Annotated in this window: 16 protein-coding genes; 4 read left to right on the plus strand and 12 right to left on the minus strand. The window is 36.6% G+C overall.

What is annotated here, in order from left to right; translation table 11 throughout:
- Window position 1: 1 nt before the first annotated feature.
- The 8 genes from ACRD7B_RS01655 to rsfS all read right to left on the minus strand — a co-directional run bounded on the left by ACRD7B_RS01655 (window position 2) and on the right by rsfS (window position 7666).
- Window positions 2-289, minus strand: a complete 288-nt coding sequence (locus ACRD7B_RS01655; RefSeq protein ID WP_430822709.1) for a cytochrome C oxidase subunit IV family protein — start codon at window positions 287-289, stop codon at window positions 2-4.
- A gap of 14 nt (window positions 290-303) precedes the next feature.
- Complete coding sequence (locus ACRD7B_RS01660) at window positions 304-924, minus strand: cytochrome c oxidase subunit 3 family protein (protein ID WP_430822710.1); 621 nt, start codon at window positions 922-924, stop codon at window positions 304-306.
- Between the two features lie 12 nt (window positions 925-936).
- Window positions 937-2550, minus strand: coding sequence for a cytochrome c oxidase subunit I (locus tag ACRD7B_RS01665; RefSeq protein ID WP_430822711.1), 1614 nt, complete (start codon window positions 2548-2550; stop codon window positions 937-939).
- A gap of 21 nt (window positions 2551-2571) precedes the next feature.
- The gene (locus tag ACRD7B_RS01670) at window positions 2572-3330 is read right to left on the minus strand and encodes an SCO family protein (RefSeq protein ID WP_430822712.1); all 759 of its coding nucleotides are present in this window, start codon (window positions 3328-3330) and stop codon (window positions 2572-2574) included.
- Between the two features lie 237 nt (window positions 3331-3567).
- Window positions 3568-4221 carry a phosphatidylserine decarboxylase family protein gene (locus tag ACRD7B_RS01675; protein WP_430822713.1) on the minus strand — a complete coding sequence of 218 codons (654 nt, stop codon included), beginning with the start codon at window positions 4219-4221 and terminating at the stop codon, window positions 3568-3570.
- Between the two features lie 13 nt (window positions 4222-4234).
- Window positions 4235-5044 carry a phosphatidate cytidylyltransferase gene (locus tag ACRD7B_RS01680; RefSeq protein ID WP_430822714.1) on the minus strand — a complete coding sequence of 270 codons (810 nt, stop codon included), beginning with the start codon at window positions 5042-5044 and terminating at the stop codon, window positions 4235-4237.
- Between the two features lie 177 nt (window positions 5045-5221).
- Window positions 5222-7276 (minus strand): ATP-dependent zinc metalloprotease FtsH, encoded by a 2055-nt coding sequence (ftsH, locus tag ACRD7B_RS01685; protein WP_430822715.1) that lies wholly within the window; start codon window positions 7274-7276, stop codon window positions 5222-5224.
- 18 nt (window positions 7277-7294) lie between these two features.
- A complete protein-coding gene (gene rsfS / locus ACRD7B_RS01690) occupies window positions 7295-7666 on the minus strand; it encodes a ribosome silencing factor (protein WP_430822716.1) in 372 nt (123 codons plus the stop codon).
- 217 nt (window positions 7667-7883) lie between these two features.
- On the opposite strand from rsfS, the gene ACRD7B_RS01695 reads away from it, so the two are divergent.
- Window positions 7884-8630, plus strand: coding sequence for a biotin--[acetyl-CoA-carboxylase] ligase (locus ACRD7B_RS01695; RefSeq protein ID WP_430822717.1), 747 nt, complete (start codon window positions 7884-7886; stop codon window positions 8628-8630).
- Window positions 8631-8730: 100 nt separating this feature from the next.
- On the opposite strand, the gene ACRD7B_RS01700 is transcribed toward ACRD7B_RS01695, so the two are convergent.
- Window positions 8731-9135: an SRPBCC family protein gene (locus ACRD7B_RS01700; RefSeq protein WP_430822718.1), complete on the minus strand. Its 405-nt coding sequence runs from the start codon at window positions 9133-9135 to the stop codon at window positions 8731-8733.
- 188 nt (window positions 9136-9323) lie between these two features.
- Entirely contained in the window at window positions 9324-9956 is a 633-nt protein-coding gene (pyrE, locus tag ACRD7B_RS01705; protein WP_430822719.1) for an orotate phosphoribosyltransferase, read from the minus strand.
- A gap of 7 nt (window positions 9957-9963) precedes the next feature.
- On the opposite strand from pyrE, the gene ACRD7B_RS01710 reads away from it, so the two are divergent.
- The 3 genes from ACRD7B_RS01710 to ACRD7B_RS01720 all read left to right on the plus strand — a co-directional run bounded on the left by ACRD7B_RS01710 (window position 9964) and on the right by ACRD7B_RS01720 (window position 11933).
- Complete coding sequence (locus tag ACRD7B_RS01710; RefSeq protein ID WP_430822720.1) at window positions 9964-10581, plus strand: NUDIX hydrolase; 618 nt, start codon at window positions 9964-9966, stop codon at window positions 10579-10581.
- A 132-nt stretch (window positions 10582-10713) separates the two neighbouring features.
- Window positions 10714-11454, plus strand: coding sequence for a hypothetical protein (locus tag ACRD7B_RS01715; protein ID WP_430822721.1), 741 nt, complete (start codon window positions 10714-10716; stop codon window positions 11452-11454).
- Window positions 11455-11504: 50 nt separating this feature from the next.
- Complete coding sequence (locus tag ACRD7B_RS01720) at window positions 11505-11933, plus strand: hypothetical protein (protein ID WP_430822722.1); 429 nt, start codon at window positions 11505-11507, stop codon at window positions 11931-11933.
- Between the two features lie 88 nt (window positions 11934-12021).
- Here ACRD7B_RS01720 and ACRD7B_RS01725 read toward each other — a convergent pair whose 3' ends face one another.
- Window positions 12022-12576, minus strand: a complete 555-nt coding sequence (locus tag ACRD7B_RS01725; RefSeq protein WP_430822723.1) for a c-type cytochrome — start codon at window positions 12574-12576, stop codon at window positions 12022-12024.
- Between the two features lie 10 nt (window positions 12577-12586).
- Window positions 12587-13756, minus strand: coding sequence for a hypothetical protein (locus tag ACRD7B_RS01730; protein ID WP_430822724.1), 1170 nt, complete (start codon window positions 13754-13756; stop codon window positions 12587-12589).
- Window position 13757: the final 1 nt, after the last annotated feature.

The following is a 13757-nucleotide window of genomic DNA, read 5'->3' on the forward strand; positions in this document are numbered from 1 at the left end:
TCTAACGATAATTATAATCTAAAAACGTTACCACCATCACCAGCGCTATTAATATAAATACCGCTGCTACCAGAGCTTTTAAAAGTTTATTGTCAAATTTAAGGTGCATGAAATAAATCAGCACAAAACTAGATTTTACTGCAGCCAGTAATATGGCTACAAACACTGTTAAGCTCGCTAATTCGATACGAGTTACAGCAACCGAAATCAAAGTCAGCACAATAAGTACCGAAAGAATTATTCCATAGGTTTTATATGGTACAATATGTGATTCGTTATTATTTTCCATAGTCAAAAACGTTTTTAAGTAATCAAATAGAATAATGGGAATAAGAATATCCAGATAAGGTCAACCAAATGCCAATATAAACCTGAATTATCTAATAATACCGGGTTGTCGGCGGTTAAGGTATTGTTGTTGACCCGAACAGCTACAATGGTTATAAGAACAAAACCTACGATTATATGCAGGGCATGCAAGCCTGTCATAAAAAAGTATAAGCCAAAAAACAAGGTATCGCCATGACCTAAGCGCAGCAGATCATCGCTACCTGGGAATATGCCGTGGCCAAATTTTCCTTTCCATTCAAAAAACTTATTGACCATAAACATAAAGGCAATAAATAAAGTTATTCCCAATAATAATAAGGTCATGCCTTTGTTTTTTAAACGGATGGCTGTACTAGCCATAGCCATGGTTGCACTACTTACCAAAAGAATAATGGTATTGTAGGTTCCCACTGTTACACTTAGTTCTTCCGCAGCCAAATGAAAGGCTACTGGATTAAGGTAACGATATACTCCATACACAATAAATAAGCCTGCAAAAAGGAGTAATTCAGTAAAAATAAATAACCACATGCCAATTTTTGAGGCTTCATCATCGCGATGAAGATCATGTGATAACGTCATTGTTTGATTCATAATGAAAGGGATTTATCTGTAGTCATACGGACTACGGTCAATTACCGGTATTTCTTCAAAATTTTCTAATGTAGGAGGAGAATCAACTTCCCACTCCAATGTTTTTCCACCCCAAGGGTTTTTATTTGTTGTTATTGGGCCATACTTAGCTCCTCGTATCAGATTCACTAATATAATGATTATACCTGCAATCATTACCCATGAACCAATTGTAGATACAATGTTTGGGCCGTGAAAACGCTCCACGTAGTCGTAATATCTTCGCGGCATGCCATCTATTCCTAAAAAGAACATTGGCAGATATAAGGTATTAAATCCTATAAAAAAGAATATCCATCCTGTAGTGGCCACACGTGTATTATACATTCGCCCCCACATTTTAGGAAACCAATAATGAATGGCTCCCATGAAGGCAAAGCCAACACCACCAAATACGATAAAGTGGAAGTGTGCCACAACAAAAGCCGTATCGTGCAAGTGAACATTTGTAGCCAATGCGCCAAGAGCTAGGCCAGATAAACCACCTATCATAAATACAAATAGAAAAGACGCTGCCCAAAAGAATGGTGCCTCCAATTGTATAGATGCTTTGTGTAAGGTACCTACCCAGTTAAAAACTTTAATGGCACTTGGTATAGCTACTAGAAATGTTAAAAATGAGAAGGTATAAAGGGCTGTGCCACTCATACCTGAAGTAAACATGTGATGTCCCCACACAAAATAACCCACAAAGGCAATGGCAAGTGTTGATATTACAATGGCTTTATAGCCAAAAATTGATTTATTAGCAAAAGTTGGGATAATCTCAGATATTACACCCATGGCAGGCAGAATCATAATATATACCGCCGGATGAGAATAAATCCAGAATAGGTGTTGATATAAGATTGGATCGCCGCCTAATGCCGGATCGAAAAATCCAATATTAAACAAACGTTCCCCAACAATCATTAATAGGGTAATACCAACAATAGGTGTTGCTAATATTTGAATCCAAGCCGTTCCATACAAGGTCCATGGGAATAATGGTAAACGAAACCAAGACATACCAGGAGCACGTAAGCGATGAATCGTAACAATAAAGTTAATACCGGTTAAAATAGATGAGAAACCTAAGATAAATGCACCCAAAACAGCCGGAAGCATATTGGTATTAGTCTTGAAACTATAAGGTGCGTAAAATGTCCATCCAGTATCTGGCGGTCCACCTCCGGCAAATAATGCCGACAAAGCAACCAATGCACCTACAACATATACCCACCACGACAAGAGATTTAGTTTTGGAAAAGCAACATCTTTAGCACCAATCATGATCGGTAAAAAGAAGTTGCCAAAAACGGCCGGTAAGCCAGGTACAACAACTAAAAAGATCATGATAACACCATGTAAAGTAAAGATGGCGTTATAAGCTTGTGGATCCATTATGGTTTTACCAGGCGACATCAATTCCAGCTTCATGGCAGCACCTAATAATACACCAACCACAAAAAAGCTAACAATCGAATAAAGATATAATAAGCCCACTCGTTTATGATCCGTCGAGAAAATCCAGGCAAATATACCTTTGTACTTGCTTTTCACATCTCTAAAGCTCACATGTGTAGTTTCTGTTTCTTGATTTGACATATGATAACGATTGATTTTTATTTAAGATTGTTTCCTCTTAGGTTTCACAGTTAGTACCAATAAAATTAAACCCGCTAAAACGAGTATTAGAATACCCGCTACTTTTGTAATATTTAAAACATACGATTGTCCAACAGGATCGTAGCTGTAACAAAATTGTAAAATGCGATTAACCGTTGGCCCAGGTATTCCCTTTGAAGCTTCAATTACGGCTAACTTAAACTCAAAAGGCAGAAAATAAGTCCCATTTAAATAGCGCGTAATCTTCCCTTCGGGACTAATCAAAATTAAACCGGCCGTATGTATAAAATCATTACCAGTCTTTTTATAGCTAAAGCCAGCAGCCTCTGTCAATTTTGTAATGTTCGAGCTGTCACCCGTAAAAAAAAGCCAGCCATCCTCCATGCCTTCCTTTTCAACAAGCATTGAATAGTTGTTGCGCTTCTTAAGTGCCAAGTCATGTCCCTCAGAATAATCAAAACTTACTGTCAATATTTGATAGTCTTCACCTAAAGCCATCTCCGACATATTAACCACTTCGGTTAAACCGTCCATTAAAGGGGTGCAAATTCCAGGACAACGGTAATAAACAAAGTTGAGTACCGTTGGCTTATCAATTAAACTGCTCATCTGAACCGTATCTCCATCGATATTCACCAAGTAAATATCGATAGGTAAATGCTCATCTAAGTGTTCAATCACACCAATCTTCTTTGTATCCTGCGACCATGCAGCTACTAGAACAAAACTGAATATTATTAAACCAACAAGTTTTTTCATAAACTAAAAGGTGTTTGGCGACGCTAAAAATATAAAAAATATTAAAATACCCTTTATTCTTTATCTAATAATTTTACTTATTCCCCAATTCTATCTTAAAGCCATTTCCAGCCCAAGCATTTTTATAACAAAAAAACACCTTTATAGTTTCAAGTAAAATTTACATGCCATCATTAGGCACAAAAAAAAGAGTCACTCAACGAGCAACTCTTTTCAATATATCCTTTAAAGTAATTTCTATTTCAACCAGCCAATTATCGTTTGGCGACCAGTTACCTTTTGATCTAATTTAACATCAATTTGAGATCCTAAAGGCAAATACAAATCCACTCTCGATCCGAATTTAATAAAACCCATTTGTTGACCTTGACTCGCTTTCTCAATCTTATCAGCATAACATACAATACGACGCGCCATAGCGCCCGCAATTTGTCTTACCAAAATCTGAGTACCCTTTGAATTCTCAAGAACAACCGTCGTTCTTTCATTCTCAGTTGATGACTTTGGCAGATAGGCAGCCATAAAATCACCATTATGGTGTTTGAAGAATTTAACAACACCTTTTATCGGAAACCAGTTTATATGCACATTGAATACTGACATAAAAATGGATACTTTCATGCATTTCGTCTTTAGGTATTCATCCTCCTCAACTTCTTCCACAACCACTATTTTACCATCGGCAGGGGCTATGATTGCACCATCTTGTGTTATTGCTTCGCGTCGGGGATTGCGAAAAAAATTCAGCACTAAAAAATAAATGATTACCGAAACTAAAACGGTATAATTGACAACGCCAACGCCGCCTAAAAAATATACTCCTGCATTTAATGCCAGCAACACCACCAATACAACAAATAGTGTTGAAAATCCTTCTTTATGAATTGTCATTTTAAATTAAATTTTATCCAAATAAAATAAATAATGCAAACACCATTGGTGCTGCAAAAAGTACCGCATCAAAACGATCGAGTATGCCGCCATGCCCAGGCAATATAGCTCCTGAATCTTTAATGTCAACATTACGTTTCAACATCGATTCAATTAAATCTCCTAAGGTTCCAAAAACAGAAACGATTAATCCTGCAGCTATCCAAACCCAAAGACTTGCAATATCCGTCAATCGAAATATGACAAAGGCAGCAAGTGCTGTAAAAATCACTCCTCCAATAAATCCTTCCCAAGTCTTCTTAGGTGAAATACGCTCGTATAATTTATGTCTGCCGATAGAAACACCAACTAAATAAGCACCTGTATCGTTACACCACACCATAGCAAAGAAAGCGATCAAGAAATAATTATTGAAAGTTCCATCCGTCCATGCAGATAGGTATAAGAATGATAAGGGTATAGCTATGTAAACAGGCAATAACAAGGTAAGTGCGATTCTTTGAAACGGATGCTCACCTCCCTTAAATAACTCATGTACAAAAGGAAGCCATATCATAGGCATCAATATAATGTACCAGCTATTCGAGATTATTTCCTGAGTATCTAAAAACACCAAAACCTGAAAGGACAGTCCCAATAATAAAGAAGCAAAGAGATTAATCCGATCGTATCGACGCTCTAACAAACGCTTCATTTCAATCATACCCAATACCGACACCAATAAACACAATATAAAAAAGGCTAATGGGTGAAACAGTATCGTCCCTACTACCGATCCAACAAAGATGACTCCAGTAAGGCTGCGTTGTAAAAAATTATTCATCGATTTTTATTAATTACGCAAAGTTAACATATCCTGTGAAAATAGAAAATTACCGCATTTATCATTAAAAACCTGAATGCTTTTTTACAAGGAATAAGTTGTATAGCGACATCAAAAAAAGCGGACTTATCTCACATGGAAATAAGTCCGCTTATTATTTAAAATCGTATTCAACGACTAGTCTTCTTGTTTTTTGTCAGAAGTATCTTTCTCTGAATCTACAGATGCTTCAGCTTTATTATCAGCTACTTCTTCAGCTTTTACTTCTTCCACCTCGTCATCGTCTTCTTCAATAACGTGGGCAGATATTTTTCTTTTACCAAAAAGCTTTTCTAAGTCTTCGCTAAAGATGACTTCTTTATCCAGAAGCTTTTCGGCAAGAGCAGAATGTTTTTCATGATTTTCAGTTAATATCTTCCTTGCTCTCTTATACTGCTCATCAATGATGCGACTAACTTCTTCATCAATTATTTCAGCTGTTTTTTCGCTATAAGGCTTTCCAAAAGAATATTCAGATTGTCCTGATGAATCAAAATAACTTTTATGACCTATTTTTTCACTCATACCATAATAGGTAACAATTGCATAGGCTTGCTTGGTAACTTTTTCAAGATCATTTAATGCACCCGTACTTATTTTTCCAAACATAATTTCTTCAGCCGCACGTCCTCCAAGTGTTGAACACATTTCATCCAAAATTTGCTCAGTAGTTGTCAACTGTCGCTCCTCAGGCAGATACCAGGCAGCACCTAGGGCTTTTCCTCGGGGAACAATAGTTACTTTTACCAATGGATGAGCATGTTCAAGCAACCAGCTAATTGTAGCATGGCCAGCTTCGTGATAAGCAACGGCTTTACGTTCGTCTTTCGAAATTATTTTATTCTTCTTTTCAAGACCACCAACTATACGGTCAACAGCACTTAAGAAATCTTCCTTCTCAACAATTTTTTTATTATTACGAGCCGCAATTAATGCAGCTTCGTTACACACATTGGCAATATCAGCACCTGAAAAACCAGGTGTTTGTTTTGCTAAAAATTTACTTTCTACATCGTCGCTTAAACGTAATGGGCGAAGGTGCACTTCAAAAATAGCTTTACGCTCTTTTAAATCGGGAAGCTCAACATGTATCTGGCGATCAAAACGACCAGCACGCATCAAGGCACGATCCAGAATATCAGCACGGTTGGTAGCAGCTAATATAATTACACCACTATTGGTACCAAAACCATCCATCTCAGTTAACAACTGATTCAGTGTGTTCTCACGCTCATCATTAGCGCCCATATTAGGACTTTTTCCACGAGCACGGCCAATGGCATCAATCTCATCGATAAATACAATACATGGCGACTTTTCCTTGGCTTTCTTAAATAAATCGCGTACCCGACTGGCTCCAACACCAACGAACATCTCCACAAAATCGGAACCCGACATACTGAAGAAAGGAACATTCGCTTCTCCAGCCACAGCTTTTGCTAATAAGGTTTTACCTGTTCCTGGAGGGCCAACTAACAAAGCTCCTTTGGGAATCTTACCTCCTAATTCAGTGTATTTTTCAGGTCTTTTCAAAAACTCAACAATCTCTTCTAACTCTTGCTTCGCTTCAACCAGACCTGCAACATCTTTAAAGTTAACATTAATGTCAGCTTCCTTATCAAAGACCTTAGCTCGTGATTTGCCAACATTAAAAATATTACCAGCTCCACCGCCACCACCTTGAGCTCCCATTCTTCGGAAGATAAACACCCAAAGTGCTACTAGTAAAAGTAAAGGCCACATAAATGTTAAGAAGTCACCGAAGAAATCGGTTCTAGTTTCGTATTCAATTGGAATATTTTGCTTCAAGCCTTCTTCTGCTTTCATTCTGGCTTCCTCAAACATATCGATTGAAGGAATACTAAAAACAAAATGAGGACCTGATGCAGGAGGGCCAGAGTTAGTCAAGTTTTCTTTGAAAAGCTCTTTATAATTATCTAATTTATTCTCAAATATTGTTACTTCTGCAACTCCCTCATTACGTATAACAACAATATTATCAATGTCCCCATTCTCAAGAATTTCTTCCTTGAATTCGCTATACGATATTTTATGAGGCCCTTGACCGAAATCCATTTTACTAACCAGTATCAAGGCAAGTGCTATCAAGCCATAGGCCCAATACATATTGAACTTAGGCATTTTCGACTTTTCCTTGTCGTTACCCTGATTATTCGGTTTATCGTTTATCATATGATTATAATGTCAATTTTAAAACAAATTTTTAATTTCGGTGCGTTTAGCGTCTGCCCAAAGACCTTCAAGATTGTAAAAACTTCTTTGCTCTCGTTGAAAAACATGGACTACTACATCGAAATAATCCAATAGTATCCATTCGGCATTACTAAAACCTTCCGAATGATTTGGCTTATCCCCAATGTTTTTATTTACGTAATCAATAACTGAATTGGCAACTGCATCAACTTGCGTATTACTGTCGCCATTACAAATAACAAAATACTGACAAATGGTATTATCTAATTCAGTGAGATCCAATATAGCAATATCTGTGCCTTTCTTCTCTTGTATTCCTTCAACAATGGTTTCAACTAATTGTTTGGCAGTTAATTTTAACTTATTCATTCCTTTTTGACTCAATTCGCTTACTTACTTTTAATTAAACCACTCGAATATAATTTGAAATACTAATCTCCAACAACATCAGAGGTAGTCACTTATATTGTCGGCACTATTTTTATTCAGTCAAAGATAGTACTTTTACAATGATATAATCATCTATTTTTGTCAATTGAAAGATCTTACTTTTGCATACTGACATTTTAGCACAAAAACTGTAAACATGACATCATACTTTGAGCCAAATTATATTCGTTACGACGAACTACCTTCGACAAATACTGAATTAAAAAAACTTATTGACACCAAAGATGTTCGTGAAGGAACCGTGGTAATATGTCGGAATCAAAACGATGGGAAAGGACAAGCCAATAACTCGTGGGAAAGTGAAAAGGGTAAAAACTTAACCTTTAGCTTATTATTACGCCCAAACTTTCTTGAGCCTCACAAACAATTCTATGTCTCAAAAATAATCTCTCTTGCCATTATCGATGCTCTTTCTGAATTTATCTGTGGAATAACAGTTAAATGGCCCAATGACATTTACATTGGTGATAAAAAGATTGCTGGTATTTTAATCGAAAACTCAATTATGGGTGCCCAATTAGACTATTGCATAATAGGTATTGGGCTAAATGTGAATCAAACTGTCTTTACCTCTGATGCGCCTAACCCCGTTTCATTAAAATCAATAAGCCTTACCGAATTTGATTTAGATAAAGTACTGGATTCAATTCTAAAACACATTCAAATAAGATATAAGCAGCTGCAAAGTGAAGATTTAGATAGCATAAACAGCACTTATTTCTCCCTTCTTTATCGTAACATAGGCAAGCATCTTTTTAAGGACGAGCAAGAAACATTTAAAGCATCCATCAAAGGTGTTGATGAAATGGGATTGCTTACTTTAAAAGACACATCTGGTCAGATGCGAGAGTATGCGTTTAAAGAGGTTCAGTTCATTATATAGTTCGAAGTCCGAGAAGATAAAGTCCGGAGTCCGAGAAAAAATAGAGTCCGGATTACTATAATCTTTAGTTAAGCATCTGTAACAGTCAGGCAGCTCACTTTTAATACTTATGGTTCGCTATACCATCTGCCAATACTTCCAAAAACTTTTTAATTGGCTTACTTGCCATCATTTTAATCATTGGGTTCATGTCAGCTTTGATTGTTAGCTTAACACGCGTATCGTCGCTTGCTACTTCCTTCAATTGAATCCACAAAAAGAAATTAAAAGGTGTTTTTCCTTCACCAGTTAACTTAATGGTTGAGTTAGCTTCTTTCTCAACAATTCGAAGTCCAACTTCCCCAACAGGATCAATGGTAAACCGACAGCTATCACCCATTGATTCCCAATTGCTAATTTTATCCTTAGGTATCAATTCGCCAAAATGATCGAAGTCGGATAAAAAATTAAAAATAGTCTCTGACGAGTAATTGGCTTTCTTTATATCGCTCTCAAATTTGGTCATATATAATAGATGATTAGACTAATAGTTATTAGAGGTTAGATATCATTTGTTATAAACTTTCACACTAGTTTATAATCAAAAATGCTATAAAAAAGAGCAAGCCTATTAGTAAAACCTGCTCTGATTTAGTTTATTTTTAAGCTGGCAGCTAGATACTAACAGCCACCGATAGCAATCGGAGTAGCTTTTTACTTATTCCAAGAAGCAGGATCTTTTCTCCACTCCTGTAGCGTTGCAACTTCCTCAGCCGTTACATAACCCGATTCGCTGGCAAATGGAATTAATTGCTGGTACGAACTCAAAGTTGTTAATTCAACATTTGCTTTTTCAAACGCTTCACTGGCCACACCAAATCCATAAGTAAAAATGGCTAACATGCCTAATACTTCAGCACCCGATTCTCGAATGGCCTCAACAGCTTTCAAACTGCTTCCACCAGTAGAAATTAAATCTTCAATAACCACTACTTTCTGGCCAGGCTTTAGGTCACCTTCTATTAGATTTGTTAAACCATGTCCTTTCGCGGCCGAACGAACATAAATCATTGGTTTATTAATGGCATCGGCCACTAAAGCACCTTGCGCAATTGCACCAGTAGCAACACCTGCCACAACATCCACATCAGGATATTTTTCAAGCACAATTCGTGCAAATTCCAATTTAATAAAATCACGTACTTCCGGGTACGAAAGTGTCTTTCTGTTATCACAATAGATCGGTGATTTCCATCCCGAAGCCCATGTAAATGGGTTTGCAGGTTGCAATTTAATTGCCTTAATTTGCAACAACTGTTTGGCTACAATTTCCGCTAATTTTTCCATGCCGCAAATGTATAAAGTTTTTTTCAAGGATAGAATTCTTTTTTTAACAGACTCGCTAAAACAAGAGCTTACAATTGATTTTAATGCGATACATAAATATACATCGCATCATGAGCTTAATGAGTTTATCACCAAGTTTGAATCCAACCCATATTTAAACAAAGGATTTATTTATGGCAGCAATAAAGATGTGTTACTAGCAGCGCTTAAGAAATGCTTTAAATTTATTACTGCAGCAGGAGGCTTGGTGCAAAATAATCATAATGAGCTATTAATTATTCATCGCTTAGGTGTATTTGATTTACCTAAAGGTAAAACTGAAAAAGGAGAGTCATTCGAAGAAACTGCTTTACGAGAGGTGGAAGAAGAATGTGGTATTGATGGCTTAAAAATAGAACAAGCTATTTGTTCTACTTTTCACACTTACCAACAAAATAATATTCATTTCATGAAAGAAACGGTATGGTTTAAAATGAGTCATACTGGATCAAACACACTTAGTCCCCAAGTCGAAGAACAAATTACAGAAGCCAAATGGCTTGATCGCTCTCAAATAAATACCATTTTCAAAAACACATACCCTTCTATTATTGAAGTATTTAAAAGTGCAGGTTATACACATTAAAAAAGACTATTTAGCACTAAAAATTGTTAATTAGTGGAACAAAAACTGCAATTTATCAGTAAAAAAACCATGATTGACGTTAAATCAATAGTTTTTTCCGCTATTTTTATAGCAACATAAAAGATCCTGACAATGTCCTTTTCAGAAAATTCATTTAATGAGCAAAAAAATCAGCTCAGAATAGAAGCCATGGAAAAAGAAGTACAACGCCTGCGTACTTCATCTCAAAAGCAATCTGCAAAGATTGGGACCTTACGACGAAGTTTATATCTGCAAATTGTCTTTTTTGTTTCATTGTTATCCATATTAATGTTCAAGGGACTAATACAGTTCCCAAACTCAAACGGAGCTATTGATAAGACTTCGGCAGAAGTGGAAAATACTGTACAAAAGGATACGCTTACAAAAGTTGAAACGACACCTTACGACACGCTTAGTCACATTGTATACAATACACACAAAGGGGCATTACCTAAAGAAGGTTACGATGGAATTATTTTTGCCATACAAATAGGCGCCTATACAGGCATTGACCTTGAACCATATGAAGATAATCTATTGGGCATAAAACAAGATTCTTATGAAGGGATCAATCAATTTACCCTAGGTGAATTTATTGACTACACGGAGGCTGAATCATTTCTAGATCAAATCAAACAAATGGGCTTTAAAGATGCGTTCATTATGTCCTTTAAGAATGGCCGTCGTATTCAAATTCAGAATGCAATAGCCATGCATCAAAAAAACAAAGCCCAAGTAACTGAAGAGAAAAAAGAAGAAGAATTGGAACCTATTAATGATGACTTGGTTAATAATCTTACTCAAAAAGAGTCGATTACTACACCCGTTAGCAACGACGGCATACAATTATAAGAGCATTTACAATATCACAATTAATATTTACCCTACCTAAACCTACTTTTATGAAAGCACTACTGAACATTGCATTGTTGTTACTAGTTTCCACATCAGTAATGGCACAATTAAGTAATGAGGATCGCGTAAAATTCGAAAACAAAGTAACGAGTTATACTAAAATGAAGAAAACTGGCTCAACACTTGCTATTGTTGGCGGTGGATTAACAGTTGTTGGAGCAGTTCTTGTTTCGAGTGCCGATTGGGAAGAAACTACCGATGCGTATGGACAAACGCAATATAACACTAACGATGGCTCTGGAGCTCTTGGTGTTGTAGCATTAGCAACAGGAATTCCATTAACAGTTACTGGAATAATTTTGAGTTCTGTAGGAAATAAAAAAATGAAGGAATACGCTAAAAAGTTAGAAAACGTAAACATGGGCTATTACCAACACGGTCAACAGAAAGGCGTTTCCTTATCGATAACCTTTTAGCTTAAAAAAATAAATACCATTTTTAAAATAACAAAAGCCATCATTTCTGTTGAAATGATGGCTTTTATTTTATACTGTTTTATCAACTTTACTTATGCAATTCATGACGAATGTATGTTATAATCTTCCAACGATCATCAGGTATTATTTGAGCTGCATGCGAGCCCATCATCCCGTAACCTGTACTTATAACGTGGAACATCTCACCATCCGGATTATCCTTGATCTTGTCCGATAATAAAGTAGCTGGAGGATAAGGGTATTTACCTGAGGTATAAAGAAATCCTTTTCCATCGCCCAAATCACCATGACAATTCATACAATAAATATCATACAAACGTTTTCCTTCCTCTAATTCAGAAGCATCATTGGCATAAGGATTATCCAATTCCTGACCAGCCCATGTGCGGTTTACATCCGTTTTTTCAAAATCAAAAGGAATCATCTCACGAGGAACCGTTCCTTCCGGAGGCAACTGATTTGTTCTACCTTCAGCTAAAACAGGATTATCTGTATATGTTTCATATGCTTGTGACTGTTCCATATCAGGAAAATAGCTATATCCTGGATGATTTCTGTTTTTATCACAAGATGCCAACAGCGCAACCATGGCAAGGCCAAAGGCAATAACTTTTATCTGCATCTTCATCGATTTAGCGTATGTTGTCATAATCAAAACTTTCTTTAAAATAAGGGTGATTTTCAGGCACTACAGGCGCTTTAGCAAAATGGCGGAAGAAAGAGAATAAGAAAACTCCCAATACAAGAAGCGTCATCCCAATTTCTAATAAACCAAAATCTGCGTGACCAACACTTCCCGGCCAAATAGCAACGTACATATCTATCCAGTGACCTACGAACACAATAATAGCCGACACTAACAACCAATTCATCTTACGCTTCGTTCCTCGTGCCATTAAAATTAAGAAGGGTGCCAAGAAGTTAATGATAACATTAGCCCAGAAAATCATTCCGAAATCCTCTTGTCGCTTCACAAAATAAATGGTCTCCTCAGGGATATTACTATACCAAATTAACAAATATTGCGAAACCCATAAGTAAGCCCAAAAAACACTAAAGCCAAATAGATACTTACCTAAATCGTGCATGTGCTCTTCGTTAACATGATCCATGTAACCCATACGACGAAGTACGAATAATAAAATAATTACCATCGCAACAGCCGCTACAAACGAACTAACGAAAATATACCAACCAAATAAGGTACTGAACCAGTGCGAATCAATTGACATAATCCAATCCCAGGCTGAAGTAGAGCTAGTAATTGCAAAAATAACGATGAATATACCTGACCAATTACGTGTACGTGTAAATAATTTAATATCATCAGGTGAACTATCTGATGCCAACGACATTTTACGCAACTTTCTAACTAATAAAGTCCAGACTACGATGTAAACTACCGTTCTGATGCTGAAAAATACAGGGTTTAAGAATGGCACCTTACCTAAAAGTATAGTATCATCAGGGTCAGGATGTGTCCAGTGGTAAAGATCACCCATGCCAAGCAATACCAAAAGCATAATTACACCTCCAACCGGTATATATTGCCCAAGTGCCTCAGGGATTCTCTGAATAGCTGTATGCCATCCCGACTCACCAAGTATATGAACAACCACAAAGAAAGCAGCTCCCATGGCTATGGCGGTGAAATAAAATCCGTTTAATAATACATTGGCCATTATGCGGTGCATATGATCAAGGTTCATAAACACACCAACCACCGTTAATAACGCACCGATAACCATGAGCGCTATTAAGAATTTTTTAATATTTTGAGTAAATTCAAAAGACTTATACATG

It is taken from the genome of Carboxylicivirga fragile (assembly GCF_050589805.1).
Lineage (GTDB): Bacteria > Bacteroidota > Bacteroidia > Bacteroidales > Marinilabiliaceae > Carboxylicivirga > Carboxylicivirga fragile.

What these genes read in the sequence shown, in the direction of transcription:
- ACRD7B_RS01655 (WP_430822709.1), bottom strand. Translation starts at nt 289, where the DNA reads ATGGAAAATAATAACGAATCACATATTGTACCATATAAAACCTATGGA.
- ACRD7B_RS01660 (WP_430822710.1), bottom strand. Translation starts at nt 924, where the DNA reads ATGAATCAAACAATGACGTTATCACATGATCTTCATCGCGATGATGAA.
- ACRD7B_RS01665 (WP_430822711.1), bottom strand. Translation starts at nt 2,550, where the DNA reads ATGTCAAATCAAGAAACAGAAACTACACATGTGAGCTTTAGAGATGTG.
- ACRD7B_RS01670 (WP_430822712.1), bottom strand. Translation starts at nt 3,330, where the DNA reads ATGAAAAAACTTGTTGGTTTAATAATATTCAGTTTTGTTCTAGTAGCT.
- ACRD7B_RS01675 (WP_430822713.1), bottom strand. Translation starts at nt 4,221, where the DNA reads ATGACAATTCATAAAGAAGGATTTTCAACACTATTTGTTGTATTGGTG.
- ACRD7B_RS01680 (WP_430822714.1), bottom strand. Translation starts at nt 5,044, where the DNA reads ATGAATAATTTTTTACAACGCAGCCTTACTGGAGTCATCTTTGTTGGA.
- ftsH (WP_430822715.1), bottom strand. Translation starts at nt 7,276, where the DNA reads ATGATAAACGATAAACCGAATAATCAGGGTAACGACAAGGAAAAGTCG.
- rsfS (WP_430822716.1), bottom strand. Translation starts at nt 7,666, where the DNA reads ATGAATAAGTTAAAATTAACTGCCAAACAATTAGTTGAAACCATTGTT.
- ACRD7B_RS01695 (WP_430822717.1), top strand. Translation starts at nt 7,884, where the DNA reads ATGACATCATACTTTGAGCCAAATTATATTCGTTACGACGAACTACCT.
- ACRD7B_RS01700 (WP_430822718.1), bottom strand. Translation starts at nt 9,135, where the DNA reads ATGACCAAATTTGAGAGCGATATAAAGAAAGCCAATTACTCGTCAGAG.
- pyrE (WP_430822719.1), bottom strand. Translation starts at nt 9,956, where the DNA reads ATGGAAAAATTAGCGGAAATTGTAGCCAAACAGTTGTTGCAAATTAAG.
- ACRD7B_RS01710 (WP_430822720.1), top strand. Translation starts at nt 9,964, where the DNA reads ATGTATAAAGTTTTTTTCAAGGATAGAATTCTTTTTTTAACAGACTCG.
- ACRD7B_RS01715 (WP_430822721.1), top strand. Translation starts at nt 10,714, where the DNA reads ATGTCCTTTTCAGAAAATTCATTTAATGAGCAAAAAAATCAGCTCAGA.
- ACRD7B_RS01720 (WP_430822722.1), top strand. Translation starts at nt 11,505, where the DNA reads ATGAAAGCACTACTGAACATTGCATTGTTGTTACTAGTTTCCACATCA.
- ACRD7B_RS01725 (WP_430822723.1), bottom strand. Translation starts at nt 12,576, where the DNA reads ATGCAGATAAAAGTTATTGCCTTTGGCCTTGCCATGGTTGCGCTGTTG.
- ACRD7B_RS01730 (WP_430822724.1), bottom strand. Translation starts at nt 13,756, where the DNA reads ATGTATAAGTCTTTTGAATTTACTCAAAATATTAAAAAATTCTTAATA.